Annotated in this window: 23 protein-coding genes and 1 pseudogene; 20 read left to right on the top strand and 4 right to left on the bottom strand. The window is 64.7% G+C overall.

What is annotated here, in order from left to right; translation table 11 throughout:
- Window positions 1-51 precede the first annotated feature (51 nt).
- The 17 genes and pseudogenes from BIO17B3_RS08760 to BIO17B3_RS08680 all read left to right on the top strand — a co-directional run bounded on the left by BIO17B3_RS08760 (window position 52) and on the right by BIO17B3_RS08680 (window position 18,465).
- Window positions 52-1,137 carry an IS630 family transposase gene (locus tag BIO17B3_RS08760; RefSeq protein WP_370512643.1) on the top strand — a complete coding sequence of 362 codons (1,086 nt, stop codon included), beginning with the start codon at window positions 52-54 and terminating at the stop codon, window positions 1,135-1,137.
- Between the two features lie 50 nt (window positions 1,138-1,187).
- A complete protein-coding gene (locus BIO17B3_RS08755; protein WP_172979050.1) occupies window positions 1,188-1,382 on the top strand; it encodes a hypothetical protein in 195 nt (64 codons plus the stop codon).
- A gap of 47 nt (window positions 1,383-1,429) precedes the next feature.
- Window positions 1,430-2,500 carry a BMP family ABC transporter substrate-binding protein gene (locus tag BIO17B3_RS08750; RefSeq protein WP_013107457.1) on the top strand — a complete coding sequence of 357 codons (1,071 nt, stop codon included), beginning with the start codon at window positions 1,430-1,432 and terminating at the stop codon, window positions 2,498-2,500.
- Window positions 2,501-2,556: 56 nt separating this feature from the next.
- The gene (locus BIO17B3_RS08745; protein WP_041609376.1) at window positions 2,557-3,579 is read left to right on the top strand and encodes a formamidase; all 1,023 of its coding nucleotides are present in this window, start codon (window positions 2,557-2,559) and stop codon (window positions 3,577-3,579) included.
- Complete coding sequence (locus BIO17B3_RS08740) at window positions 3,579-4,262, top strand: cysteine hydrolase family protein (protein WP_013107455.1); 684 nt, start codon at window positions 3,579-3,581, stop codon at window positions 4,260-4,262. The genes BIO17B3_RS08745 and BIO17B3_RS08740 overlap by 1 nt, the downstream gene beginning before the upstream one ends.
- A complete protein-coding gene (locus BIO17B3_RS08735) occupies window positions 4,259-4,948 on the top strand; it encodes a cysteine hydrolase family protein (RefSeq protein WP_013107454.1) in 690 nt (229 codons plus the stop codon). The genes BIO17B3_RS08740 and BIO17B3_RS08735 overlap by 4 nt, the downstream gene beginning before the upstream one ends.
- Before the next feature lie 16 nt (window positions 4,949-4,964).
- Window positions 4,965-6,488 (top strand): amidohydrolase family protein, encoded by a 1,524-nt coding sequence (locus BIO17B3_RS08730; protein ID WP_232054231.1) that lies wholly within the window; start codon window positions 4,965-4,967, stop codon window positions 6,486-6,488.
- Window positions 6,489-6,873: 385 nt separating this feature from the next.
- Entirely contained in the window at window positions 6,874-8,244 is a 1,371-nt protein-coding gene (locus BIO17B3_RS08725; RefSeq protein WP_013107450.1) for an NAD(P)-dependent oxidoreductase, read from the top strand.
- On the top strand, window positions 8,237-9,553 hold the full coding sequence (gene preA / locus BIO17B3_RS08720; RefSeq protein WP_156053770.1) for an NAD-dependent dihydropyrimidine dehydrogenase subunit PreA: 1,317 nt from the start codon (window positions 8,237-8,239) through the stop codon (window positions 9,551-9,553). The genes BIO17B3_RS08725 and preA overlap by 8 nt, the downstream gene beginning before the upstream one ends.
- Window positions 9,554-9,599: 46 nt before the next feature.
- Window positions 9,600-11,045: a dihydropyrimidinase gene (gene hydA, locus BIO17B3_RS08715; protein ID WP_156053769.1), complete on the top strand. Its 1,446-nt coding sequence runs from the start codon at window positions 9,600-9,602 to the stop codon at window positions 11,043-11,045.
- A gap of 28 nt (window positions 11,046-11,073) precedes the next feature.
- Window positions 11,074-12,348, top strand: a complete 1,275-nt coding sequence (locus tag BIO17B3_RS08710; RefSeq protein ID WP_013107447.1) for a Zn-dependent hydrolase — start codon at window positions 11,074-11,076, stop codon at window positions 12,346-12,348.
- Between the two features lie 69 nt (window positions 12,349-12,417).
- Window positions 12,418-13,236, top strand: coding sequence for an ABC transporter ATP-binding protein (locus tag BIO17B3_RS08705; RefSeq protein ID WP_013107446.1), 819 nt, complete (start codon window positions 12,418-12,420; stop codon window positions 13,234-13,236).
- A 7-nt stretch (window positions 13,237-13,243) separates the two neighbouring features.
- A complete protein-coding gene (locus tag BIO17B3_RS08700) occupies window positions 13,244-14,179 on the top strand; it encodes an ABC transporter permease (RefSeq protein WP_013107445.1) in 936 nt (311 codons plus the stop codon).
- A complete protein-coding gene (locus BIO17B3_RS08695) occupies window positions 14,176-15,369 on the top strand; it encodes an ABC transporter permease (RefSeq protein WP_231836254.1) in 1,194 nt (397 codons plus the stop codon). The genes BIO17B3_RS08700 and BIO17B3_RS08695 overlap by 4 nt, the downstream gene beginning before the upstream one ends.
- A gap of 32 nt (window positions 15,370-15,401) precedes the next feature.
- Complete coding sequence (locus tag BIO17B3_RS08690) at window positions 15,402-16,436, top strand: ABC transporter substrate-binding protein (RefSeq protein WP_013107443.1); 1,035 nt, start codon at window positions 15,402-15,404, stop codon at window positions 16,434-16,436.
- A gap of 19 nt (window positions 16,437-16,455) precedes the next feature.
- Window positions 16,456-17,151, top strand: coding sequence for a TetR family transcriptional regulator C-terminal domain-containing protein (locus BIO17B3_RS08685; RefSeq protein WP_013107442.1), 696 nt, complete (start codon window positions 16,456-16,458; stop codon window positions 17,149-17,151).
- A gap of 58 nt (window positions 17,152-17,209) precedes the next feature.
- Window positions 17,210-18,465 (top strand): annotated as a pseudogene (locus BIO17B3_RS08680) (amidohydrolase family protein).
- Window positions 18,466-18,591: 126 nt separating this feature from the next.
- On the opposite strand, the gene BIO17B3_RS08675 reads toward BIO17B3_RS08680, so the two are convergent.
- From BIO17B3_RS08675 to BIO17B3_RS08660, 4 genes are read right to left on the bottom strand one after another with little or no spacing between them, the layout of a single operon-like run.
- Window positions 18,592-19,119 (bottom strand): NAD(P)H-dependent oxidoreductase, encoded by a 528-nt coding sequence (locus tag BIO17B3_RS08675; protein ID WP_013107441.1) that lies wholly within the window; start codon window positions 19,117-19,119, stop codon window positions 18,592-18,594.
- A gap of 6 nt (window positions 19,120-19,125) precedes the next feature.
- Window positions 19,126-20,559: an amidohydrolase family protein gene (locus tag BIO17B3_RS08670; protein WP_156053768.1), complete on the bottom strand. Its 1,434-nt coding sequence runs from the start codon at window positions 20,557-20,559 to the stop codon at window positions 19,126-19,128.
- 24 nt (window positions 20,560-20,583) lie between these two features.
- Entirely contained in the window at window positions 20,584-21,423 is an 840-nt protein-coding gene (locus tag BIO17B3_RS08665) for an ABC transporter ATP-binding protein (RefSeq protein WP_156053767.1), read from the bottom strand.
- Window positions 21,424-21,437: 14 nt separating this feature from the next.
- Window positions 21,438-22,499 carry an aromatic ring-hydroxylating dioxygenase subunit alpha gene (locus BIO17B3_RS08660; protein ID WP_156053766.1) on the bottom strand — a complete coding sequence of 354 codons (1,062 nt, stop codon included), beginning with the start codon at window positions 22,497-22,499 and terminating at the stop codon, window positions 21,438-21,440.
- A 355-nt stretch (window positions 22,500-22,854) separates the two neighbouring features.
- Here BIO17B3_RS08660 and BIO17B3_RS08655 point away from each other — a divergent pair, with 355 nt between their 5' ends.
- The 3 genes from BIO17B3_RS08655 to BIO17B3_RS08645 are packed head-to-tail and all read left to right on the top strand — an operon-like array spanning window position 22,855 to window position 25,749.
- A complete protein-coding gene (locus tag BIO17B3_RS08655; protein ID WP_156053765.1) occupies window positions 22,855-23,862 on the top strand; it encodes an ABC transporter substrate-binding protein in 1,008 nt (335 codons plus the stop codon).
- Window positions 23,863-23,895: 33 nt separating this feature from the next.
- A complete protein-coding gene (locus tag BIO17B3_RS08650) occupies window positions 23,896-24,900 on the top strand; it encodes an ABC transporter substrate-binding protein (RefSeq protein WP_156053764.1) in 1,005 nt (334 codons plus the stop codon).
- A 48-nt stretch (window positions 24,901-24,948) separates the two neighbouring features.
- A complete protein-coding gene (locus BIO17B3_RS08645) occupies window positions 24,949-25,749 on the top strand; it encodes an ABC transporter permease (protein WP_156053763.1) in 801 nt (266 codons plus the stop codon).
- Window positions 25,750-25,753: the final 4 nt, after the last annotated feature.

Raw genomic sequence — 25,753 nt, 5'->3', positions numbered from 1 at the left:
TTGAGTTGCTTGTCTCCAATGTTTTACTACGGTTTGCATTGGAGAGAGCAAGTGCGCGTTGCCCCGGCGATTGAATTGACCACCGAGCAGGAAAGCGAGCTGACGCGGCTGGCGCGTTCCAAGCGCACCAGCGTGCGACTGGCGCAGCGCGCGCGCATCGTGCTGCTGGCCGCCAAGGGCGTTCAGAACAAGGAGATCGCCGAGCAGCTTGGTATCGGTCGCGTGCAGGTCGCGCGCTGGCGCGAGCGCTATCTGCAAGCGGGGCTGCAAGGCATCGAGCGCGACCTGCCACGTGGCGCGCCGCCGGTCAAGGTGGACGCAGCCAAGCTGGTGGAGCTGACCACGCAAAGCACGCCCGAGACCGCCACGCACTGGAGCACACGCAAGATGGGTGAGGTTCTGGGCGTCAGTGCGAGCACTGTCATGCGGCATTGGCAGGCGCACGGTCTGAAGCCTCATATCGTGCGTGGCTTCAAGGTCTCGCGCGATCCGAAATTCGTCGAGAAGCTCGAAGACATCGTGGGGCTGTACATGTCCCCGCCCGAGCATGCGCTGGTGCTGTGCTGTGACGAGAAGAGCCAGGTCCAGGCGCTGGACCGCACGCAGCCGGGCTTGCCCATGAAGAGGGGCCGTGCGGCCACCATGACGCACGACTACAAGCGCAATGGCACGACCACGCTGTTTGCCGCACTCAACGTGCTTGACGGCCAGGTCATCGGCCAGTGCCAGCAGCACCATACCCACGTTGAATGGTTGAAGTTCTTGCGCCAGATCGACCGCGAGACGCCCAAGGACAAGACGCTGCATCTGATCGCCGACAACTACGCCACACACAAGCACCCGGCTGTGCAGGAGTGGCTGGCCAAGCACCCCAGGTTCAACATGCACTTCACGCCCACCTCTGCGTCGTGGCTGAACATGGTCGAGAGATTCTTCCGCGACATCACCACCGAGCGGCTGCGCCGCGGGGTGTTCACCAGCGTGCCCGAACTCGTGGCTGCCATCGACGAATACGTCGCACATCACAACGTCAACCCCAAGCCGTTCATCTGGACCAAGAGCGCTCGCGACATCCTGCAGAAGGTCATTCGCGCGAATAGACGCTTAAGTTCCAAACAGAATGGAACACTACACTAGCTGTCGGTCTGGTCATCGTTGCACGCTGGAACCCCTGGCTGGCGCTGCCGGTGGCGCTGATCTACGGCCTGTCGGAAGCGCTGGCGCTACGGCTGCAGTCCATGGGGGCCGACATCTCACCGTACCTGCTTGGCACCTTGCCGTACCTGGTGCCGCTCGTTGTTCTGCTGCTGAGCTACCGGGCCAGCCAGCGCGGAACGTCCATGCCACAAGAACTCGTCGGCGTGTTTCGTGGCATGGCTTGACTGGTCCTTCCATCTACTTTCTTGTCCCCTTTGCACTGGAGAACAACATGAAATCTCGTCTTCTCGCCCTAGCTGCAGCCCTCGGTCTGGCCACCACCCTCTCAGCCCAACCAGCCCTGGCCGACATCGCCGTGGGCTATGTCTACGTCGGCGCCAAAACCGACGGCGGCTATAACGAAGCGCAGAACGCCGGTCGGCTGTATGTGCAAAAAGATGTGCCGGGCGTGAAGACCAACTTCCTAGAAAACGTGCCCGAGAATGCGCAGGTAACCCAGGCGATGGAGCGCATGATCGGCGCCGGCGACAAGATCATCTTCGCTACGAGTTATGGCTATCTGTCGTATGCACTCGAATTGGCGAAGAAATACCCCAAGGTAACTTTCATGCATTGCTACGGCGACAAGCGCGCCGCGAACCTGGGCACCTATTCCGCTGAAACCTACGAGGCCATGTATCTGGCTGGCATCGCGGCGGGCAAGGCGACCAAGACCGGCAAGATCGGCTTTGTAGCGGCGCACCCGATTCCGCCAGTGCTGCAGAACATCAATGCCTTGGCTTTGGGTGCGCAGTCGGTCAATCCCAAAGCGACAGTGACCGTTGTTTACACGGGCTCGTGGAACGATCCGGCCAAAGACGTGGCTTCGGTGAATGCCCTGGTCGACCAAGGCGTGGATGTTGTTGCGTCGCACGTCGACTCGCCGATTCCGGTGATCGAGGCGGCGAAGAAGCGCGGCATCAAGGTGGTGGGTTACCACTTCAACGATATGAAGTTCGATCCGCAGGGCTGGCTGACCGGGGTAGTCGAGAACTGGGGACCGGTCATGGCGGACGTGGTCAAGCAGGTCGAGGCCGGTACCTGGAAGTCCGAGGCCATTCACGGCAATCTGAAGTCCGGAACCACCCAGTTGGCGCCGTTTGGGCCGTCTGTCGAAGCGGCCACGCGCACGTTGATCGAAGCGAAGAAGAAGGAAATCGAGGACGGCAAGCTGCATGTGTGGGCCGGCCCGATCGAGGCGCAGGATGGCACGGTACTGGCCGCCAAAGGGCAGAGCCTGAGCCCGGACAAAATCGCGTCGATGGACTTCTTTGTCAAGGGCGTGATTGGCAATACCAAGTGATTGCCTGCACGCCCGGCATAGTCTGAACAGCATCCTCCAAGCAGGGAGTATTGAACGTGAGTGGACTCGGCGGTCTGAACAAGTCTCCGCATGGGGTAGTCGTCGGCCTGGTGCAATTGCAACTGCCTGTGGTGGAGACGCCCGTGCAACTCGCCGCGCAGGCTGAGCGCATCTGTGCCCTGGTCGGCAAGGCGCGGCGCAACTTGGGCACGATGGATCTCGTCGTGTTCCCGGAGTACGCCCTGCACGGCTTGTCGATGAGCACGGCGCCCGAGTTGATGGTGTCGCTGGATGGGCCGGAAGTGACTGCGTTCAAGGCTTCTTGTGTGGCGCATCGGATCTGGGGCTGCTTCTCCATCATGGAGTTCAACCCGCACGGCAATCCGTACAACACGGGTCTGATCATCGATGATCAGGGGGAGATCAGGCTGTACTACCGCAAGCTGCACCCCTGGGTTCCCGTGGAAGCCTGGGAGCCCGGCAATGTGGGCATCCCGGTGTGCGACGGTCCCAAGGGCTGCAAACTCGGACTGATCATCTGCCACGACGGCATGTTTCCCGAAATGGCGCGCGAGGCAGCCTACAAGGGAGCGGAAATCATTCTGCGCACAGCCGGCTACACCGCGCCTATTCGCCACGCCTGGACGATTACCAACCAGGCTAATGCGTTCCAGAACCTCGCCATTACCGCCAGCGTCTGTCTTTGTGGCAGTGACGGCAACTTCGATTCGATGGGTGAGGGCATGTTCTGCAACTTCGACGGGACGGTGATCACCGTCGGCGGCAATCGTCCCGACGAGATCATCACTGCCGAACTACGGCCGGATCTGGTGCGCGAGGCGCGCGCGGTCTGGGGCGTGGAGAACAATCCCTACCAGCTCTATCACCGCGGCTACGTTGCGGTGCAGGGCGGGGCACAGGACTGCCCCTACACCTTCATGCACGACATGGTCGCGGGGCGCTACAAACTGCCGTGGGATGGCACAGTCCAAGTGCGCGACGGCACGCCCTGTGGTTTCGCCGCACCAAGCCGAAGCTATCGCGGCCCCGAGCCCAACCCTTTCGAGCCGGAGGTCTGATGCCGTCAATCGCGTCGCATCCCTATCCCTGGCCCTTCGACGGTGACCTGCGTCCCGGCAATACGGCTCTGGTGGTCATCGACATGCAAACCGATTTCTGTGGCGTCGGCGGCTATGTCGACGCCATGGGCTACGACCTCTCCCTGACCCGTGCGCCCATCGAGCCCATCCGCAAGGTTCTCACGGCGATGCGCGCCGTGGGTTGCACCATCATTCACACACGCGAAGGACATCGTCCAGACCTGTCGGATCTTCCCGCCAACAAACGCTGGCGCAGCCAGCGCATCGGTGCGGGCATCGGCGACCCCGGGCCCTGCGGCAAGATTCTGGTGCGTGGAGAGCCTGGCTGGGAGATCATTCCCGAACTGGCGCCGCTGCCGGGCGAGATTGTCATCGACAAGCCGGGCAAGGGTAGTTTCTGCGCCACTGATCTGGAATTGATTCTGCACACGCGGGGCATCCGCAATCTGGTGCTCACCGGCATTACCACCGACGTGTGTGTGCACACCACCATGCGCGAGGCAAACGACCGCGGCTTCGAATGTCTGCTGCTCACCGACTGCTGCGGCGCAACCGACGCCGGAAATCACGCAGCAGCGATCAAGATGGTCACCATGCAGGGTGGCGTGTTCGGCGCCGTCAGCGATGCCGCCACCTTGCTGCAAGTCTGGGAGAAGGTATGAGTGCGTCCGAGACGACCCTGATGACCCTGCGCGTGCGGGCACGTCCCGGCCCGTTCGCTTGCGATCTGCGCAACACGGCGCTGGTGCTCATCGATATGCAGCGCGATTTCATCGAGCCCGGCGGCTTCGGCGAAACCCTTGGCAACGACGTCGGGCAACTTGCGCAGGCGGTGGAGCCCGCCGCCAGGCTGCTGGCTTGGGCGCGCACGTATGGTTTGCTGGTGGTGCACACGCGTGAGTCGCATGCGCCCGACCTGTCCGACTGCCCGCCCGCGAAGCGCTGCCGGGGCGAGCCCAGCCTGCGAATCGGCGACATGGGGCCGATGGGGCGCGTTCTGGTTCGCGGTGAACCGGGTAACGCCATCATCGATGCGCTGCAACCTATCGCAGGCGAGGTGGAGCTCGACAAACCCGGGAAGGGCGCGTTCTACGACACCGGACTGCAGGAGATCCTGCAGCGCCGTGCGATCACCCACCTGATCTTCGGTGGCGTGACCACCGAGGTCTGTGTGCAGACCAGCATGCGCGAGGCGAACGACCGGGGCTATGACTGCCTCCTGGTCGAAGAGGCCACGGCCAGCTATTTCCCGTATTTCAAGCAGGCCACGCTGGAGATGATCGCCGCGCAGGGTGGCATCGTCGGCTGGACCTGCAAGCTTGATGCGGTGTTGCGCGGCGTATCGTGACGGCGAGATGACGCGCATGGCCGACGAACCGTTGCATCAATTGGCCTCACTGGTGGATTGTCGCTGGCTGCTAGCCTCGCCCGGAAGCGAGGACGCACAGTCGCACATGCGCATTCACATCGCACAGGGCAAGATTCAGGACATCGTGCCGCAACAGCAAGAGGACGTGGCTTGCAGCAAGCTTGTACTGCCCGCGCTGAGTAATGCACACGACCATGCGCGCACCTTCCGTAGCGCGTCACTCGGCGCGTTCGAGCAACCATTGGAGAGCTGGTTGCCGTTTCTCGGTTTGGTGCCAGGAGTCGACCCCTATCTGTCCGCAGCCACCTGTTTCGCACGCGCGGTGCGGCATGGGGTGGCTCGGTTGATGGTGCACTACACGTGTGTTCAGGGGCTCTCGTCCTACGTGGACGAGGCGCAGGCTGTTGCGCGCGCCGCGCGCGACGTTGGGATCCACATCGGCTTCGCCATTGCCTTGCGCGACCGCCAGGGCATCGCCTACAGCAGTGATGACGCCGCGTTGAACGCGCTGCGGCCTGAGATTCGGTCCCTGGTGGCGCAACGCCTGGGCATGCATGCAAGTCCAGACCCTGCGGGTCAGCTCGCGCTGGTCGACGCGGTCGCGGACATGGTGGCGCAAGGCGGCTACGGTTCGCATGTCACGGTGCAGTATGGCCCCACCGGGGTGCAGTGGTGCAGCGATGCGTTGCTCCAGTCCATCGCGCAGGCGTCGAGCGACACCGGGCGTCCCGTGCACATGCATTTGCTCGAAACCCGCTACCAGCGCGAATGGGCCGACCACACCTATCCACAGGGCATCTTGACCTATCTCGATGCTATCGGTCTGTTGAGCCCGCGCCTGACGCTGGCGCATTGCACCTGGGCGCGGCCGCAGGAATTGGCGCTTCTTGCCGAGCGGGGCGTCACCATAGCAGTCAACACCAGTTCCAACCTCGGCTTGAAATCGGGCGTGGCGCCAGTCGCGGAGATGTTGCGTGCCGGTTGCCGCGTGGCGATGGGGCTGGATGGCATGGCGCTGGATGAGGACGACGATGCCTTGCGCGAAATGCGCCTGGCCTACGCGCTGCATCGCGGCTGGGGTTATGACGTCACCATGACGCGGGCCCAGCTCTGGGCATTTGCTGCGGCGAATGGCGACCGCGTGGTGCGCGGCCCCGATGCGGGGCGCGAATCCCTGGCGGGGCGCATCGCGCCAGGCGCCCCTGCGGATTTGTTGATTCTGGATCACGCCGATCTGGACGATGATGCCCTGTTTTCCGACATCGACCCACTGGACTACGTGCTGGCACGCGCCAAGGGGCGCCACATCGAGCAGGTCATCATTGATGGGCGGACCATCGTCCATCGGGGCAAGGTTCTCAGTCTCGACGAGCCGGCTCTTTATGCCGAACTTCTTGCGCAGGCGCGCTCGCGCCTTGGAAGTCATGCCGAATGCGGACGCTGGCGCGAAGTTGTCATGATGATGGCAGAAGACTTAGGGCCGTTCTACGAGAGCAGGGCCTTTCTGGGTTGCTGCTGATGGCTGCTTTGCCAAAAGGTGCCGCAGGTGCGAATCACGATACGCATTGGAAACTTTCACGGCGTCTCCAGAACGGCAACCCGGGTTCAACGCCGTCGAGGTCGTTCATGAATTAGCGCAAACCGGTCATCCGGCGACTTGAGCCAAGTAGCTGACTCATCTTGGCCCTGATGGGGCGTCATGTGCTGGTGCGCCTGCACCGGCAGGCAGCATGCACGCACCGCAATCGAGCGTATGGATGTGAGGTGCTGGCTTGCTGCGATCAACCCGGCAGAGTTCCGCCGAGGGCTGGACATTGCGTACGCATTGGCACGCAGATTGCATCAAGCTCAATATCCTGACCGTTTGATCAGGTTTGAACTTGAAGCCAGCCGGAGTCGTCAGCGTGTCCTCTCTTCTTTTGCCCGCCGAGCAAGCCGCCGAACTTGCCGCGCGCTTTGCCGATGCCGTTCCGCCGCTGACCGCGACGCAGGCGCTGCTCGAAGCCGAGCGCTGCCTGTATTGCTTTGATGCGCCCTGCGCCCGCGCCTGCCCGACGCAGATTGACATCCCCTCCTTCATCCGCCGCATTGCGGATGCCAATTTGCGTGGCGCGGCGCAAGCCATACTCGACGCCAACCCGCTGGGCGGCATGTGCGCGCGAGTCTGTCCGACCGAAGACCTCTGTGAAAAGGTCTGCGTGCGCAATACCCAGCAGGGCGTGCCCGTGGCCATTGGCCGACTGCAGCGCCACGCGGTCGATGCCTTGATGCGCAGTCCGCGGCCGCAGGTGTTCCAACGCGCGGCACCTGTGGGTCGGCGCGTTGCCGTGATTGGCGCCGGGCCTGCTGGCCTGGCCTGCGCCCACACGCTGGCGCGCCAGGGCTATGACGTGGAGATGTTCGATGCGCGCGCCAAACCCGGCGGCCTGAATGAATATGGTCTGGCGGCCTACAAGACCACAGGCGATTTCGCACAGAAAGAGGTGGCCTGGCTGCTGAGCATTGGCGGCATCACGCTGCACAACGGCTGGCGCCTTGAATCGGCGCTGCAACTTCAGGCCTTGCGCGCGGAGTTCGACGCCGTATTCCTCGCCATCGGCCTGGCCGACACGCACACGCTCGGCATTCCTGGCGAGACGCTGTATGGCGTGGACGACGCGGTGGACTTCATCGCCGCGCTGCGGCAGGCCAGGCATCTGGAGCAGATCCCGATCGGCCGCCGCGTGGTGGTCATCGGCGGCGGCATGACGGCGGTTGACGCCGCCGTGCAGGCCAGCCTGCTCGGGGCGGAGCAGGTGACCATTGTCTACCGCCGGGGCGCGTCCAGCATGTCCGCGTCGAAGGAGGAGCAGGATTGGGCGCAGACGCATGGTGTGACCATCCGCCACTGGCTGGCGCCGGAAGAAGTTCTGGGCGCGCAGGGCAAGGTGCAGGCGGTGCGCCTCGCGCGCCAGACGCTGCGCGAGGGTCGTCTGGCATCCACGGGTGAGACCGAGATGCTGCAGGCCGATATGGTGCTCAAGGCCATCGGCCAGACGCTGGGCAACCCCTGGCTGCGCGACGCCGGGCTGGAACTGGCGCAGGGCCGCATCGTTGCCGATGAGCAGGGCCGCACGGCGTTGCCCGGCGTATGGGCGGGGGGAGACTGCATTGGCGGTCTGGAACTTACCGTCGAGGCGGTGGAACACGGCAAGCGCGCGGCGCACTCCATTCACGCGCAACTGAGCGCTGCGGGAGCTGCCGCCGTCCAACATCGAGGACTTTCCCATGGCTGATCTGCGCATCGACTTTGCGGGCATCCGCAGCCCCAATCCGTTCTGGCTGGCGTCCGCGCCGCCCACCGACAAGGCCGTCAATGTCAACCGCGCCTTCGAGGCCGGCTGGGGCGGGGTGGTGTGGAAGACGCTCGGTGAAGCTGGTCCGCCCGTGGTCAACGTCAATGGCCCGCGCTACGGCGCCTTGCTCACGCCCGACCGCAGGCTGCTGGGTTTCAACAATATCGAACTCATCACGGACCGCGATCTGGAGCTGAACCTGAGCGAAATCACCCAGGTCAAGCGCGACTGGCCCGACCGCGCCATGGTGGTGTCGCTCATGGTGCCGTGCGAGGAGGCAGCGTGGAAAGCCATCCTGCCCCGGGTGGAAGACACCGGCTGCGATGGCATCGAACTCAACTTCGGCTGTCCGCACGGCATGAGCGAGCGCGGCATGGGCGCCGCGGTGGGGCAGGTGCCCGAATACATCGAGATGGTCACCGCCTGGTGCAAGCGCTACAGCCGTCTGCCAGTCATCGTCAAGCTCACGCCCAACATCACCGACGTGCGCCAACCGGCGCGCGCGGCCCGGGCGGGCGGGGCCGACGCGGTTTCGCTGATCAATACCATCAACTCCATCATCGGCGTCGATCCGGCCACGCTCACCATGACGCCGTCGACCGGCGGTCGGGGTTCGCACGGCGGATATTGCGGGCCTGCGGTCAAGCCCATCGCGCTGAACATGGTGGCCGACATTGCGCGCGACCCCAAGACCGCCGGGCTGCCCATTTCCGGCATCGGCGGCATCGGCAACTGGCGCGACGCGCTGGACTTCATCGCCCTGGGTGCGGGTAGTGTGCAGGTCTGCACCGCCGCCATGGTGTATGGCTTCAAGATCGTGCAGGAGATGACGGACGGCCTGTCCAACTATATGGACGAGATGGGCTTTTCCAGCGTGGCGCAGCTCACCGGTAAGGCGCTGCCGAGCGTGACCGACTGGAGATACCTCAACCTCAATCACATATCCAAGGCGGTGATCGACCAGGCGCTGTGTATCCAGTGCGGACGCTGCCACATCGCCTGCGAAGACACTTCGCATCAGGCCATCACCGCCACGGTGGACGGCCAGCGCCGCTTCGTGGTGAAAGAGGAGGACTGCGTGGGTTGCAACCTCTGCGTCAACGTCTGCCCGGTGCCCGACTGCATCACCCTGCGCGACCTAGCGGTGGGCGAGGTGGACCTGCGCACCGGCCAGGCGGTCAGCGCCCAGCCGCTGAACTGGACCGAGCATCCCAACAACGCCGCCTGCGCCTGCCTGAGTGCAGCCTGAACGCAGCCGCCCGATCTACAGCCCCGCCGTTTCAAGGAGATACCCCATGCCCTCATCCCTGCTCATCCGTGGCGCGACCGTGGTCAACGCCGACCGCGCCGAACGTGCCGACGTGCTCTGCCACGACGGCCGCATCGTCGCAGTGGGCGCCGATCTGGGCGTGTCGGCCGGCGCCACGGTCATCGATGGCGGCGGCCAGTACCTCATGCCCGGCGGCATCGATCCGCACACCCATATGCAGCTTCCCTTCATGGGCACGGTCACCATGGACGACTTCTACAGCGGCACCGCAGCGGGGCTGGCCGGGGGCACGACGACCATCATCGACTTCGTCATCCCCGACCCCAAAGAGCCGCTGATGGACGCCTACCGCAAGTGGCGCGGCTGGGCCGAAAAAGCCGCCAGCGACTACAGCTTTCACGTCGCCGTGACCTGGTGGGACGACAGCGTGCACCGCGACATGGGCACGCTGGTGCGCGAGGAAGGCATCAACAGCTTCAAGCATTTCATGGCTTACAAGAACGCCATCATGTGCGACGACGAAACCCTGGTGCGCAGCTTCCGCCGCGCACTGGAGCTCGGCGCCATGCCCACGGTGCACGCCGAGAACGGCGAACTGGTGTTCCTGCTGCAGCAGGAGATGAAGGCGCTGGGCATCACCGGGCCGGAAGGCCACCCGCTGAGCCGTCCGCCTGCGGTGGAGGCCGAAGCGGCGCAACGCGCCATCGCCATCGCCGACGTGCTGGGCGTGCCGATCTATATCGTGCATGTGTCGTGCGCTGAGGCGGCAGAAGCCATCGCCCGCGCCCGCGCCCGCGGCCAACGGGTGTTTGGCGAGGTGCTCGCCGGACATCTGACGGTCGACGACAGCGCCTACCGCAACCCCGACTTCGCCACCGCCGCAGGCCATGTGATGAGCCCGCCCTACCGCGAAAAATCGCATCAGGAGGCGCTGTGGCGCGGCCTGCAGGCCGGGCACCTGCACACCACGGCTACTGACCATTGCACTTTCTGCGCCGCGCAAAAGGCGGCGGGGAAAGACGACTTCACCCGCATTCCCAACGGCTGCGGCGGGGTGGAAGAACGCATGATGGTGATCTGGGATGCCGGGGTAAACAGCGGGAGGCTGACTCCCAGCGAGTTTGTCGCCATCTCCTCGGCCAATGCCGCCAAGCTGTTCAACATCTACCCGCGCAAGGGCTGCATCACCCCCGAGGCCGACGCCGATCTGGTGCTATGGGATCCCGCCGCGACCCGCACTCTGTCCGTCAAGACGCAGAAGTCGCTGGGCGACTTCAATGTGTTCGAGGGTCGCACCGTCACCGGCGCGCCCACCACCACCATCAGCCAAGGCAAGGTGGTCTATGTCGACGGCGACCTGCGCGCCGAGCGTGGCGCCGGCCGCTATGTGCAACGCCCGGCGTTCAGCCCGCAGTTCGACGCCATGGCCCGTTGGGGCAAGCAGCACGCGCCGGTGGCCGTGCAACGCTGATGCTCCGCTTTCTCTGGAGGATGACCTGATGAACACCCGCACTGATCTTCCGTCGCAGACCGCTGCCGCCGTATTGCGCGTCAATGGCGAGCGCCTGTGGCAATCGCTCATGGAACTGGCGCAGATTGGCGCCACGCCCAAGGGCGGCGTGTGCCGTCTCACCCTGACCGATCTCGACAAACAGGGCCGCGATCTGGTGCTGGCCTGGGCGCGCGAGGCCGGCATGAGCGTGACCATCGACAAGATCGGCAACGGCTTCATGCGCCGCGCCGGCCGCAACAACGCGCTGCCGCCCATCATGACCGGCAGCCACATCGACACCCAGCCGACAGGCGGCAAGTTCGATGGCAACTACGGCGTGCTCGCCGGGCTGGAGGTGGTGCGCACGCTCAATGACCACGGCATTCAAACCGAAGCGCCCATCGAGGTGGCGTTCTGGACCAACGAGGAAGGTTCGCGCTTCGTGCCGGTGATGATGGGCTCTGGCGTGTTCGCCAAGGCCTTCACCCTGGAGCACGCCTACGCCGCCACCGACACCGAGGGCAAGACGGTGCGGGGCGAACTGGAGCGCATTGGCTATATCGGTGAGCAGGAGCCGGGCGATCATCCCCTGGGCGCCTACTTCGAGACTCACATCGAACAAGGTCCGGTGCTCGAAGATGCCGAGGTGACCATCGGCGTAGTGCAAGGCGTGCTCGGCATCCGCTGGTTCGACTGCACCGTCACTGGCATGGAGGCGCATGCCGGGCCGACACCGATGGCCCTGCGCAAGGACGCGTTGCAAGTGGCCACGCACTTGATGCAGGAGGTCGTGGCCTGCGCCCTGCGCCACGCGCCGCACGGACGCGGCACCGTGGGCATGGTGCAGGTTCATCCCAACAGCCGCAACGTGATTCCGGGGCGAGTGAAGTTCAGCATCGACCTGCGCAACGGCAGCGACGCCGCCGTCAACCAGATGGCCGACGAGGTCAAGGCCTACGCCCGCAAGCTGGCCGATGACAGCGGCCTGTCCATCCAGATCGACCTGGTGTCGAGCTATCCAGCACAGGCCTTTCACGCAGACTGCATTAACGCGGTGCAGCGTGCCGCCGCGCAACTGGGCTACTCGCACATGCCTGCAGTTTCCGGCGCCGGGCATGACGCGGTGTACGCCGCGCGCCTGGCCCCCGCCGGGATGATTTTCATCCCCTGCAAAGACGGTATCAGCCACAACGAGATCGAGGACGCCAAGCCCGAGCACATCACCGCCGGGGCCAATGTGCTGCTGCACGCCATGCTCGAGCGTGCGGGCGTGGTGCAGTGATGCGGCACGGGCACACTCCTTGCAACTGTTCTGACCATTTGGTCCATTTGTTCTTCTCGCCGCCTCCGCATGTCTGCCCTGATTGATCCGTTCGCCAAATCGCGCCTCGCCGCCTCCATCAAACCTGCCGTCGAGGTGCGCGGCGCCAGCGTGGTGTATGCCGCGGCCGACGCGCCGGTGCAGGCGCTCAAGGACATTGATCTGCGCATCGGCCAGGGCGAGTTCGTCTCGCTCATCGGTCCGTCGGGCTGCGGCAAGACCACGCTGCTGCGGGTCATTGCCGATCTGGAGTCCATCAGCGCTGGCGAGGTGTGGGTCAACGGCCTGAGCCCCCGGGACGCGCGGCAATCGCGCGCCTACGGCTATGTGTTCCAGGCACCGGCGCTGTTCGCTTGGCGCACGGTGCTGGCTAACGTGATGCTGCCGCTGCGCATCCAGGGCATGCGCAAGGAGCAGGCTGTCGGCGTGGCGCGTGAGCACCTGGCGCGCGTGGGCTTGGCCGCCTTCGAGAACAAGTATCCCTGGCAGTTGTCCGGCGGTATGCAGCAGCGCGTGTCCATCGCCCGCGCTCTGGCCTTCGAGCCGCGCATCCTGATGATGGACGAGCCTTTCGGCGCGCTCGACGAAATCACCCGCGATGATCTCAACGCCCAGTTGCAGGCGCTGTGGCAGCGCGAGCGCCGCACCGTGGTGTTCGTCACCCACTCCATCGCCGAGGCGGTGTACCTGTCCACCCGCATTGTGGTCATGTCGCCTCGGCCCGGGCGCATCGTCGAGGTGATCGAGTCCACCCTGCCCGACGAGCGCACCCTGGAACTGCGCGACACGCCGGAATATGCCGCGCTGGTGCAGGCCGTGCGCAAGGCGCTCAGCGACGGCCACCATTGACCGACACATGGCCTCCATCCCCGTGATCCGATTGGCGCCGCATGAACCCGCAGCGCGCGCACGCCCCGCGTCCCAGGGCAGGACCTTGCCAGTGCTGGCGGTAGGCGCCGTGCTGGTGCTGCTCTGGTATGGCCTGGCTGTGCTGCTCAACGGCCACAGTGCCGAGCAGCAAGTGCTCGCGCCGCTGAACAAGCCGTGGACCTGGAGCGACTGGCTGCTGGCCACCTGGTCGACGCCGCGCCCGGTGCTGCCTGCGCCGCACCAGATCGCCATCACCCTGTGGCAGGGCGTGTTCGACTGGCCCGTCGACTCGCCGCGCAGCCTGCTGCTGCAGACCTGGATCACTGCGCAGGCCACGCTGCTGGGCTTCGTGCTCGGCGGCCTGTTTGGTTGGGTGCTCGCGGCGCTGATGGTGCATGCCCGCACGCCCGAGCGGGCGCTGATGCCCTGGGTTGTGGCCTCGCAGACGGTGCCGGTGCTGGCGTTAGCGCCTATCGTGCTCATTATCCTTGGCAGCTTGGGGCTGAGCGGGCTGCTGCCCAAGGCGGTCATCGCCATGTATCTCTGTTTCTTTCCGGTGACGGTGGCCATGGTGCAGGGCCTGCGCGCGCCGCAGCGCATTGAAACCGAATTGCTGCAGACCTATGCCGCCTCGCGCTGGCAGACGTTCTGGCTACTGCGCATGCCCTCGGCGCTGCCCTATGTGTTTCCGGCGCTGAAAGTCGCCGTGGCCGCGGGGCTGGTGGGGGCGATGGTGGCGGAGGTGTCCACCGGCGCGCAGGGCGGCCTGGGCGCGCGCCTGCTCACCGCGTCTTACTACGGCAACATCCTGCAGATGTGGGCCGCGCTGGTCATGGCCGCGCTGTTGGGACTGGGACTGACTGCGGCGGTGGCGGTGCTGGAGCGTGTGGTGCTGCGCAAACGCGGCGGGAGGGTGCAATGAGCGCAATCGCCATGGCCGCTAGCCCTTCTTCGCTGGCGGGTGGCGCAGTGGCGCCGCGCCGCCGCGCCCCCGGCGGCGTGCTGGCGCTGTGCGCCCTGCTGGCCATTGCGCTGAGCGCCGCCATGCCCTTATTGGCCGATGCACCAGGCGCTCTGGTGCTCGACGCCGCGCAGCAGCCGCGCGCGCTGGCTGCGCTGGGCCTGTTGCTGCTCGCCGCCGTGCGCCTGCTCTGGCCCAGCGGGCGCTGGATGACCTATGGCCTCACCCTGCTGGCGCTCTCTGCCGGGCTGCTGTGGCTGGGCGTGCCGCCGGCTCTGGGCGATGTCCAGGCAGGCAGCGGTTTCTGGCTGGGCTGCGTCGCACTGGGGCTGATCGGTTTGCTCACGGTGCATCGCTGCGCGCATCTCGACGGCTCGCGCCTGGACGCACAGTCCGCCGCCGCAGTCCTCGGCCTGTGGGCCTTGCTGTTCTGGCAACTGGGCGTGACGGCATTCGATGTGCCGCGCGTCATTCTTCCCGCGCCGCAGTGGGTGCTGGCCTCGCTGGTGGAGCGCGCGGGCACGCTCGTGCAAGATGCCATGCAGACCCTGGTGCGCGAGGCGCTGACCGGATGGCTCATCGGCTGCGGCCTGGGCTTTGGCGTGGCGCTCGCCATCGACCGCCACAGTTTTCTGCAGCGCGGCCTGCTGCCTATCGCTTCCATGACCAGCGCCGTGCCGCTGGTGGGCGTCGCCCCTATTGCCGTGATGTGGTTCGGCTTCGGCTGGGAATCCAAGGCCGCCGTAGTGGCGCTGATGACCTTTTTCCCCATGCTGGTTTCCACCCTGGCCGGGCTTCGCGCAGCGGGCACGCTGGAGGCCGAGCTGATGCAGACCTACGGCGCCAGCCACCGCCAGACCCTATGGCTGCTCAAGCTGCCGTCTGCCGTGCCGCAGATGATCACGGCGCTCAAAATCAACGCCACCCTGGCGCTGATAGGCGCCATCGTCGCCGAGTTTTTCGGCTCGCCTACGGTCGGGCTGGGCTTTCGAATTTCTACCGAGGCGGCGCGCATGAATATGGGCTTGGTCTGGGCCGCGATCACCGCCGCCTCGGTGGCTGGCTCAGTTGCATATGCCGCGCTGGTACTGCTGGAGCGCCGCGCCGCGTTCTGGCATCCGTCGGTGCGCAGCGCTGCCGGAATTTCTTAATCCCATTTCACCCACCTCGCAAGGAGCGCATCATGAAATTGCTGTCTGGATACATCCGCCACTGGGCTGCCGCCGCCCTCATCGGCCTTGGCACAAGCCACGCCGCGCTCGCCGCGGACAACAAGGTCACGCTGCAGCTCAAGTGGGTGCCGCAGGCGCAGTTCGCCGGGTATTACGTGGCTGCGGCCAAGGGCTATTACAAGGACGAAGGTCTGGACGTGACCATCAAGCCGGGCGGGCCGGACGTGTCGCCAGTACAGGTCATCGCTGGCGGTGGCGCCGACGTGGTGGTGGACTGGATGCCCGACGCGCTGGCTTCGCGCGAGAAGGGCGTACCGCTGGTCAACATCGCCCAGGTGTTCAACCATTCCGGCTTGCTGCTGGTGTGCAAGAAGTCCAGCGGCGTCACCAGCCCGAAAGACTTCAAAGGCAAGACGCTGGGCGTCTGGTTCGGCGGCAATGAATACCCCTTCTTCAACTGGATGAGCAAACTGGGTTACAAGCCGGGCAAGGACATCACCGTGCTCAAGCAGGGTTTCAACGTCGATCCGCTGTTGCAGAACCAGGCCGCCTGCATCTCGGCGATGAATTACAACGAGTACTGGCAGATCATCGACGCCGGGGTGAAGCCCAGCGATCTGGTGGTGTTCTCCTATCAGAAGGAAGGCGTGTCCACGCTGGAAGACGGGCTCTATGTCATGGGCCCCAAGCTCAAGGACAAGGCCTTCGACGAGAAGATGGCCAAGTTCCTCAAGGCCTCCTTCGCCGGGTGGAACTACGCGGTGAAGCACCCTGAAGAAGCCGCCAAGATCGTGGTGGCGCAGGACGCCAGCGGCAGCGCCACGGTGGCCGTGCAGGAGCGCCAGATGAAGAGCATGGCCGAACTCATCACCGACGCCAACACCCCCAAGATCGGCTATCTCTACCCGGCTGACTACGCGCGCACGGTCAAAGTGCTGCTGTCAGGCGGCAGCGATCCGGTGATCAAGACCGATCCCGGCAGGGCAGGGTACAGCCACGCGATCTGGGACATCGCTGCCAAACTGCCCTGGCCACCGGCGAAGTAACCCCTCGGGCATTGCACCCATGAGCGCCGCCCTGGCACCCGCCAGCACCGCAGAGACAGTAGCGCGCTCGGTGCCGGGGCGCGGCTCATCCAGCGGGAAGAAGCGGATGCGCGGGCTCATGCGTGAAGCCAACGAGGCGCTGATCCTCGACGCCGCCGAGCGCGTTTTTGCGGGCGCTGGGTTCGGCGGCGCCACCATGGCTGCGATTGCCGAGGCGGCGGCCCTGCCCAAGGCCAATCTGCACTACTACTTCGGCAACAAGCGCGCCCTGTACCGTAGGGTGCTGGCGCGCATCCTAGACGACTGGCTGATTCCAGTGCATGGCATCGTTCTGGAGGCTGACCCGCGCGCCGCGCTGGAGACCTATATCCGCGACAAAATGCGCATGGCCTTCGCGCGTCCATTGGCCTCCAAGGTGTTCGCCAACGAATTGCTGCACGGCGCCCCTGAAATTGGCGACATGCTCGCCACCACCCTCAACCCGCTGGTGCGCGAGAAGGCTGCGGTGATCGATCAATGGATCGCCCAGGGCCGCATGCACGCGGTGGACAGCACCCACCTGTTCTTCACCATCTGGGCCGCCACCCAGACCTATGCGGATTTCGCCGTGCAGGTGCAGGCCGTGCTGGGCGCTCCCGAGATGGACGCAGCGCAACAACAACGCGCCACCCGCCATGTGCTCGACATGGTGCTGCGCGGCAGCGGCTTACGATGAGCGCGCGCTGCCGCTACTCTGCGGCGCTCATGCAGCCCTTGCCGCAGGAACACGCCTGATGCTCGATCTCATTCTTCGCCGCGGCACTCTGCCCGATGGCCGCACCGACATCGACCTCGGCATTGAAGCCGGGCGCATCGTCGCGGTCCAGCCGCACGCGAGATCGACTGCGCCGGGCAGCTGCTGAGCCCGCCCTTCGTCGACGCGCATTTCCACATGGATTCCACGCTGAGCTACGGCCTGCCGCGCGTCAATCAGAGCGGCACCCTGCTCGAAGGCATTACGCTGTGGGGCGAGTTGAAGCCGCAGCTCACACAAGACGCTCTCATCGAGCGCGCCCTGGCCTATTGCGACTGGGCGGTGGCCAAAGGCCTGCTCGCCATCCGCTCGCATGTCGATGTATGCGACGACCGTCTGCTGGCGGTCGAAGCCCTGTTGCAAGTGCGCGAGCACGTCAGGCCCTACCTCGACCTGCAGCTCGTCGCCTTCCCGCAGGACGGCGTGCTGCGCTCACCGACCGCGCTGCGCAACCTGCAGCGCGCGCTTGACCTGGGCGTGGACGTGGTGGGCGGCATTCCGCATTTCGAGCGCACCATGGCAGACTGCGCAGAGAGCGTGAAGCTGCTGTGCGAACTCGCCGCCGCGCGCGGCCTGCCGGTGGACATGCATTGCGACGAGTCCGACGACCCGATGAGTCGCCACATCGAAACCCTGGCCTTCCACACCCAGCGCCTTGGGCTGCAAGGACGGGTGGTCGGCTCGCACCTCACCTCCATGCACAGCATGGACAACTATTACGTCAGCAAGCTGCTGCCGCTGATGGCCGAGAGCGGCGTGGCGGCCATCGCCAACCCGCTGATCAACATCACCCTGCAAGGCCGCCACGACACCTATCCCAAGCGCCGCGGCATGACCCGCGTGCCCGAGCTGCTGGCCGCGGGTGTGCCCGTGGCCTTCGGCTAGGATTGCGTGATGGACCCGTGGTACGCGGGCGGCAGCGGCGACATGCTAGAAATCGCCCACATGGGCCTGCATGTGGCGCAGATGACGGGGCAGGCGGCGATGCGCCAGTGCTTCGACGCAGTGACCACCACCCCGGCGCGCATTCTCGGGCTGGAGGGCTACGGCCTGGACGTGGGCTGCCGCGCCGATCTGGTGCTGCTGCAGGCAGGTGACCCAGTCGAGGCCATCCGCCTGCGCGCCACCCGCCTGCTGGTGCTGCGCGCAGGCCAGATCATCGCCAGCACGCAGCCCGCCGTGGCCGAGCTGCAGTTGCCAGGACGACCGGCTGCGGTGCATTGGCGCACGGCCTGAGAGCGCCCCCAGGCCTGCCGCGTCTGCATCTGCGCCCCGGAGGGGGTTTTCGCTACCGCGGCAGCCTGTGCATGGCGTCTTCCACGCGCAGCGCGAACCGTTCGAGCTGGTCGCGGGTGGCAACATTCATGTGATAGCGCGCGTGGTAGCGGATGCGCACGCCGCGCCCGCACAGCGCGCGTAAATAGCGGGTGACGACTTTGCGCGGAGGATCGCCCATGGCCCAGGCCATCCACCGGGGGCGGCCGTAGGTGACGACGGCGGCGATATGGCGGCGATGTGGCGGAGATGCGTCAATCCGGGGCGCACCTTTGCCGGGTTGGTGATGTCGAAGGCCACGCCAGGCACCAGAACCCGGTCGAAAAACCCCTTGAGGATGGCGGGCAGGCCGAAGCACCAAGTAGGGAAGCACAGCACGAGGGCTTCGGCCCGTTGCAGGCGCTGCACATAGCTGGCCACGGCTGCGGTGTTGCGGGTGGTGTCGCGGTAATTCAAGCGTTCCTCGCGCGACAGCACCGGGTTGAAGTCTTCGGCGTAGAGGTCGAAGTCATCGACTTCGTGGCCTGCTGCGCGCAGCGCCTGCACCATGCGGGCATGCAGCGCCGCATGGAAGCTAGTCTCCACCGGATGGGCATACAGCAAGAGAACGCGCATGGTGGCTCAAGGCGTTGCCAGACTCTGCAGGGTGCGCACGGCGGCGCGCGCCTGCGCGGCGAGTTCGGCCAAGTCCAGGCCGGGAATGACGCCGTTGCGCACCACCTCCTTGCCGCCGACCAGCAGGGCGCGCAGGCTGGCGCCCCCGCTGGCCACGGGGGCAATGGCAGGATCGTGCAGGCCGAAGTGACGCGGTTGATCCAGGACGTAGATGGCAATGTCTGCGGCCATGCCCGGTTGTAGGGTGCCCACGCTGTCCAGGCCCAGCACGCGTGCGCCGCCTGCCGTACCCCAGCGCACCACGTCTTCCACAGTGGCATCCGCCGCGCCGGTTTCACCACGCCCTCCGGCGTATTCGGGCCGTGCCGCGTGGCCGCCCCGGGCGCGGGCCATCAGCCAGGCGACATGCGCTTCGTTGAGCATGTCGGCAGCCTCATTTGACGCGGCGCCATCCACCGCTAACGAAATGGGTGTGCCAGCATTTTCGAGCGCACGGATGGGGGAAATGCCGCTGCCCAGCCGCCCATTGCTCTGCGGGCAGTGGGCGATGCCGGTGCCGGTGCGGCCGAGCAAGTCGATCTCCTCAGGGTCGAGCTTGACCAGGTGGGCGAACCACACGTCCGGGCCCAGCCAGTCCACGCTGGCGGCAAAATCGATGGGGCTGCGCTGGTGCTGCGTTTGTGCGGTCTGCTGATAGATGACGGTCTCCGACAGATGCGAATGCAGTCGCAGACCCAGGCTGCGCGCGTGCGCCGCGGTGTCGCGCAATTCCTGCGGCAGCATGGAGAACAGCGGCGTGGTGGGCGCGGCCACGACGCGGCGCATGGCCTGCGGCGCGGGGTCGTGATAGCGTTTTTGGAGCCGTGACAGATCATCCAGATAGGCCTGCAGTGTTTCGGGTTGCAGCACCTTGGGCAGGCTGGTTTCGAGTTGCCGGGTGCGGGTCTGTCCGCCGCGGCACAAGACCATGCGCAGCCCGAGTTGCTCCGCCTCATCGAACACGATGGCCGAGCCGTCGAAAGGCATGTCGGGCCAGTACAGATAGTTGTGATCGGCCACGGTGCCGCAGCCCGAGAGTGCAAGCTCCACCAGGCCGATGCGCACGGCCAGGCGGAACCGCTGCGCATCGAACGCGGCGCGGTAGCGGTAGGGCACGGCGGCGAGCCAGGGGGTGAGGGTGCAGTCGATGCCCTTCGGATCGCCCTTGAGCAAGGACTGGAACAGATGATGGTGGGTGTTGACCCAGGCGGGGTAGATCACGCAGCCGCTGGCGTCGAGCACGCGTTCACCCGGTTCCGGCGTGAGCGTGCCGATGGTGCTGATGATGCCGTTTCGAACACGCATGTCTGCACCTGCGCTGCGCGCAGCGCCGCCTGGCAGGCCGGTCAGGAGTGCCAGCGCACCGCGGATGAGCAGATCAGGGGAAGTGGGTGGCTGCATGGGAGAGGTCCAGTCGGGGGTCATTCAGACTCTACCCTGCGCCGCCGCAGTGAGCAGCTCGGAGAGTTGTCGGCAGTAGGCGAGAAACGGCGCGCTGACCCGCCATTCGTCGTCGCGCACCTCCGGGCCGTCGATGGCCACATCGGCAATCACCCGGCCCGGCCGGGCGGCCATGACCGCCACGCGGGTGGAGAGAAAGACCGCCTCATAGATGCTGTGCGTGACGAAGGCGACGGTCATGGCCTGCTGCGCCCACAGCTTGCGCACATCGCTGTCGAGCTTGTTGCGGGTGAACTCGTCGAGCGCGCCGAAGGGTTCGTCGAGCAGCAGCAGGCTGGGGTGGGTGACCAGCGCCCGCGCCAGCGACACGCGCATCTGCATACCGCCGGACAGCTCGCGCGGCCAGGAATCGGCAAATTTGTCCAGTCCCACCATCTGCAACGCCTCGGTCACGCGGGCATCGGCCTCAGCGCGCGGCGTGCCGCGCAGGTCGAGCGGTAGCCGGGTGTTGGCGCGCACCCGCGCCCAGGGCATCAGCGTCGGCTCCTGGAACACCATGGACAATGACTGCTTGCCGTCGGCGCCTTCCATTTTTTCGGAACCCCACCACAGAATGCGCCCGGCTGAGGGCGTATCCAGCCCGGCGAACATGCGCAGCAGTGTGCTCTTGCCGCAGCCGGAAGGTCCGAGCAGCGAAACGAACTCGCCCTGCTGGATGCGCAGGCGCACCTCATCGAGGGCATGGGTACCGTTGGGGTAGGTCTTCTCCACCCGGTTGGCGAACAACGCGGTTTGCGCGTCGGGTTGGTCCAGCGGTGCGCTGGCTTGCGAGTCAGGGGGCGTTGACGTGAGGGTCATGTCCATGTGGGTTTCCCTGTTCAGGAGATAGTGGGCTGGATGGGAATGCGCTTCACCACGGCGGGCCTGAAAATTTCTTCCTCGCCGTGCGCATGCAAGAGTTCGAGCAGGCGCTTGCGCATCATCAGGCCCGGCTTGTCGGATTCCATGTGGAACTCCATGCGACGACGCGTATCGACGCAGGCGTCCGGGTCGGTGGCTTCCAGGATGTCGCGGTCTTCATCGACGATGGGCCGATCCCAGGCAATCAGCTCCTGTGTGCTGCAGTCCGCCTCGGTGTCGTTGCGGTAGAGCCATTGCGCCAGCATGATGTGGTCGTCATCAATCGGTGTGGCGCAGTTGTAGATGATGTGATGAAGGCCGCTTTCCGGGTAGACGCAACCGAAGCGCCGCACGAACGGCAGCCACCAGCGGTTGAGCAGGTGACGCTGGGTGAATTCTCCGGTACTGCCGGTAATGCGGTGACCGCTTGCCGGATTGCGGATGGGTACCAGGGTTTCGGCCTCAAAACCGTCTTCGGTGGCCTCGATGCGGTAACTCGATGGCTTGGGCTGCTCAAAGATGCCGAAATTCGCCTTGTGCACATAGCTGAAGTGCGAGTTGTCGAATGCGTTCTCCATGAAGCGCAGCGGGCTGGTGGCCCAACGCTCGTAAAACTGGAAGACGCGCCGAAACCCTTCTGCGCCCTCTTCGGGAAAGTCGGGGATGGGCGCCAGCGGCTCCTCTAATGCCACCCAGGCATAGCCATAGCGCGCCGCACAGCGAAACGACTCCACCCGCGCTCCGGCGGGTATGGCCATGTCCGGGTTCTGGGGGATGCGTACGCAGTTGCCCCTGCAGTCGTAGGTCCAGCCGTGGTAGCCGCAGACGATGTGCCCTGCGGCATCGACAAACCCTTTGGAGAGTTGCGCGGTGCGGTGGCAGCAGCGGTCGCGCAATGCCGCAGGCTGTCCGTCGGGCGTCTTCCACAGCACCAGTCTTTCGCCGAGCAGGGTGAATGGTTTTGGTCCCGAGTCGAGATCATGTAGAGGCATGATTGCATACCAAAAACGGCGCAGGACGGGTTGTTGTGTAACGAGCATGGCGGCTCCTCTTAAAGGTTGCGGGAAATGAGGCCCGGCCTGCAAAGGGTCTTGCGGCAGAGGTCTCAGGGGAGCAATGTCCCGCAGCATCGCCGCTGACCGCTTCTACTCCTGCATAGCGTCTAGCAATTCGGATGCCATGGCGGATCAGGTTGACGCCGGGTCCGTTGAACAACGCTGGTGCGCAGCGCACTGAATCCATGCAGGATGCCCCCGCCCATGGTGCATGCCGCCGATATCAAGCAGGAAGTTACATCTGCGTACCAGTTCTGCGGGTTGCAGAAATTAGCTGGCATACGTTTTGCATTTTCATTGCATACAACATTTTGCAATTCTCAAAAAAAGGATCGATGCAATGGAAACAGGTCACGGTTGGCAGCGCTGGGTCTTGGGCGTCGCCCTGGCAATGTCCGGTCTTGCAGTTGCGCAGGCCCAGACGCCACAAAAAATCACGTTTTGCACCAACTGGTTCGCGCAGGCTGAGCACGGCGGCTTCTACCAGGCGCTTGCCACCGGGCTTTACAAGAAAGCCGGTCTGGACGTGACCATCAAGATGGGCGGGCCTCAGGTCAATGGTCTCCAACTGCTCGCGGGCGGCACATGCGATTTCTACATGGGCTATCCGGTGCAGGACATCGTGGCCGCCTCGCGCGGCGTGCCGGTGGTCACGGTTGCCGCGGTGTTCCAGAAAGATCCCAGCGTGATCATCGCGCATCAGGGGGTGAAGACTCTGGCCGATCTCAAGGGAAAACCCATCCTTGTCGCCTCCTACGTCAACACCACCTGGTGGCCTTGGCTGGAAAACAAGTACGGCTTCACCCAGTCGCAGCAGCGCCCCTACACCTTCAACGTCGCCCAGTTCCTGCAGGACAAGAATCTCTCGCAGCAGGGCTATGTCGGCTCCGAGCCGCTGATGATCGAGAAAGGCGGGGAGAAGCCGGTGGTGTTCCTGCTGTCCGACTACGGGTGGCCGGCCTACGCCGAAACCATCGACACCACGCGCAGCTTGATCGACAAGAAGCCCCAGGTCGTGGCGGCCTTCATCAAGGCTTCAGCCGAGGGCTGGAAGTCCTATCTCGCCGACCCCGCAGCAGGTAACAAGCTGATCGTCGAAGCCGACCCCAAACAGACGCCGGAACAACTCGCATTCGGCCTGAGCATGATGAAGAAGTACCAGCTCGTCACCGGCGGGGAGGCGTCCAAACTCGGCATCGGCGCCATGACCGATGCGCGCTGGAAAGAGATGTTCGACTTCATGGTGCACAACAAGATGGTGCCCGCCAGCTTCGACTATCGCAAGGTTTACGACCTCCAGTTCATCAAGACGATCAAGGTCTTGCCCGACGCGGCCGATCTCAAGTAACCCCGCTTTTTTTCTGTCCTTGTCTCCACGATCATGTCTATTCGTCATATCGTCTCTGCCGCATTGATTTCCCTGGGTGCGCTGGCATCCCTGACTGCGGCCAGCGCTCAGGCGTTGCCCAAGCTCAAACTCTGCACCAGTTGGTTTCCGCAAGCCGAGCAGGGCGGCTTCTATCAGGCGTTCGCGCTTGGCCTCTACAAAAAGGCCGGGCTGGATGTGAGCATTCAGCCCGGCGGGCCGCAGATCAACGGCCAGCAATTGCTCGCCAGCGGTTCGTGCGACTTTTACACCGGCTATCCGATGCAGACCATGCAGGCCGTCGAGCGCGGTGCGCCGGTCGCCACAGTGGCCGCGTTCTTCCAGAGAGATCCCCAGGCGCTGATTGCGCACCAGGGCATCAAGTCGCTGGCCGAACTCAAGGGCAAGCCCATCATGGTGGCGCAGTACGCCAACGCCACCTGGTGGCCGTGGCTGGAGGGCAAGTTTGGCTACACCAAGGCGCAGCAGCGGCCTTACAACGCCAGTGTCGCCCCCTTCCTGCACGACAAGGACATGTCCATGCAGGGCTATGTCGGCAACGAGCCGCTGGCCATCGAGAAAGGTGGCGAGAAGCCCGTGGTCTTCCTGCTGGCCGATGACGGCTGGATGGCCTACGGCAAAACCATCGACACCCGCACCGCGCTGATCAAGGAGCATCCGCAGTGGGTGGCCGCCTTCGTCAAGGCATCACTCGAAGGCTGGAAGTTGTATCTGGCCGACCCCGCCGCGGGTGACAAGCTCATCACCGAGGCCAACCCCAAGCAGAGCACAGAGCAGATCGACTTCTCCATCCGCATGATGAAGAAGTACCAGATCGTCACAGGGGACGAAGCGCAGACGCTCGGCATTGGTGCCATGACGAACGCGCGCTGGAAAGCCATGTTCGATTACATGGTGCAGAACAAAATGCTGCCCGCCGACTTCGACTACCGCAAGGCCTACGACATGCAGTTCATCAAGGAACTGCGCATCCTGCCCAGCAAACCCGACGGCTCCTGAAGCCCGCGATCGAGCGCCTTGTCTGCCAACCTCCTGCACCGCAACGCCATGACCCCAGCTGCCTTGCTTCAACAACCGCGCGTTCTCCGCGTCGCCGCTCCCCTGGGGGTGGGCGTGCTGTTTCTGCTGATTTGGCAACTGGTGGTCGAAGTCGGCCACATTCCCTCTTACCTGCTGCCGGGCCCGCTGCTCATCGCGCAGGCGCTGGTGGTGCATGCGCCCACGTTGTTTTTCGCGCTGCTGATGACCCTCAAAGTCACCTTCTTCGCCTTTCTTGCTGCCACGCTGCTGGGCACGCTGGCGGCACTGCTGTTCGCCCAGAGCCGCTGGCTGGAAATGAGCCTGTTTCCTTATGCGGTGATGTTGCAGGTCACCCCCATTGTGGCGATTGCTCCGTTGATCATCATCTGGATCAAGAACACTGAACTGGCGCTAGTGGTGTGCGCCACCATCATCGCCATCTTTCCCATCATCTCCAACACCACCCTGGGTCTCAACAGCGTCAGCGGCAATCTCAACAACCTGTTCACCCTGTACCGCGCCTCGCGTTGGCAGCGGTTGGTGCGGTTGCGCATTCCTGGTGCCTTGCCCTACTTTTTCGGCGGCCTGCGCATCAGCAGCGGCCTGGCGCTGATTGGCGCCGTGGTTGCCGAGTTTGTCGCGGGTACGGGCGGCCAGGGTTCGGGGTTGGCTTATCAAATCCTGCAGTCGGGCTACAACCTGCAGATTCCTGAGATGTTTGCCGCGCTCATCCTGCTGACCCTTGCCGGCGTGGCGCTGTTCGTGCTGATGGTGCTGCTGTCCAAGCTGGCGCTGAAGAACTGGCACGAGAGTGCAATGGATCGTTGAGCAG

Origin of the sequence: Thiomonas sp. OC7 (assembly GCF_900634595.1) — a bacterium.
GTDB classification, from domain to species: domain Bacteria; phylum Pseudomonadota; class Gammaproteobacteria; order Burkholderiales; family Burkholderiaceae_C; genus Thiomonas; species Thiomonas arsenitoxydans.
This window is presented reverse-complemented; position numbering and strand designations above follow the sequence as displayed.

Bases quoted from the DNA above. Each gene is read 5' to 3' on its own strand.
- preA (WP_156053770.1), top strand. From the start codon at position 8,237: ATGGCTGATCTGCGCATCGACTTTGCGGGCATCCGCAGCCCCAATCCG.
- BIO17B3_RS08645 (WP_156053763.1), top strand. From the start codon at position 24,949: ATGACCCCAGCTGCCTTGCTTCAACAACCGCGCGTTCTCCGCGTCGCC.
- BIO17B3_RS08740 (WP_013107455.1), top strand. From the start codon at position 3,579: ATGCCGTCAATCGCGTCGCATCCCTATCCCTGGCCCTTCGACGGTGAC.
- BIO17B3_RS08660 (WP_156053766.1), bottom strand. From the start codon at position 22,499: ATGCTCGTTACACAACAACCCGTCCTGCGCCGTTTTTGGTATGCAATC.
- BIO17B3_RS08710 (WP_013107447.1), top strand. From the start codon at position 11,074: ATGAACACCCGCACTGATCTTCCGTCGCAGACCGCTGCCGCCGTATTG.
- BIO17B3_RS08705 (WP_013107446.1), top strand. From the start codon at position 12,418: ATGTCTGCCCTGATTGATCCGTTCGCCAAATCGCGCCTCGCCGCCTCC.
- BIO17B3_RS08685 (WP_013107442.1), top strand. From the start codon at position 16,456: ATGAGCGCCGCCCTGGCACCCGCCAGCACCGCAGAGACAGTAGCGCGC.
- BIO17B3_RS08695 (WP_231836254.1), top strand. From the start codon at position 14,176: ATGAGCGCAATCGCCATGGCCGCTAGCCCTTCTTCGCTGGCGGGTGGC.
- BIO17B3_RS08655 (WP_156053765.1), top strand. From the start codon at position 22,855: ATGGAAACAGGTCACGGTTGGCAGCGCTGGGTCTTGGGCGTCGCCCTG.
- BIO17B3_RS08735 (WP_013107454.1), top strand. From the start codon at position 4,259: ATGAGTGCGTCCGAGACGACCCTGATGACCCTGCGCGTGCGGGCACGT.
- BIO17B3_RS08690 (WP_013107443.1), top strand. From the start codon at position 15,402: ATGAAATTGCTGTCTGGATACATCCGCCACTGGGCTGCCGCCGCCCTC.
- BIO17B3_RS08700 (WP_013107445.1), top strand. From the start codon at position 13,244: ATGGCCTCCATCCCCGTGATCCGATTGGCGCCGCATGAACCCGCAGCG.
- BIO17B3_RS08675 (WP_013107441.1), bottom strand. From the start codon at position 19,119: ATGCGCGTTCTCTTGCTGTATGCCCATCCGGTGGAGACTAGCTTCCAT.
- hydA (WP_156053769.1), top strand. From the start codon at position 9,600: ATGCCCTCATCCCTGCTCATCCGTGGCGCGACCGTGGTCAACGCCGAC.
- BIO17B3_RS08670 (WP_156053768.1), bottom strand. From the start codon at position 20,559: ATGCAGCCACCCACTTCCCCTGATCTGCTCATCCGCGGTGCGCTGGCA.
- BIO17B3_RS08730 (WP_232054231.1), top strand. From the start codon at position 4,965: ATGGCCGACGAACCGTTGCATCAATTGGCCTCACTGGTGGATTGTCGC.
- BIO17B3_RS08650 (WP_156053764.1), top strand. From the start codon at position 23,896: ATGTCTATTCGTCATATCGTCTCTGCCGCATTGATTTCCCTGGGTGCG.
- BIO17B3_RS08750 (WP_013107457.1), top strand. From the start codon at position 1,430: ATGAAATCTCGTCTTCTCGCCCTAGCTGCAGCCCTCGGTCTGGCCACC.
- BIO17B3_RS08665 (WP_156053767.1), bottom strand. From the start codon at position 21,423: ATGGACATGACCCTCACGTCAACGCCCCCTGACTCGCAAGCCAGCGCA.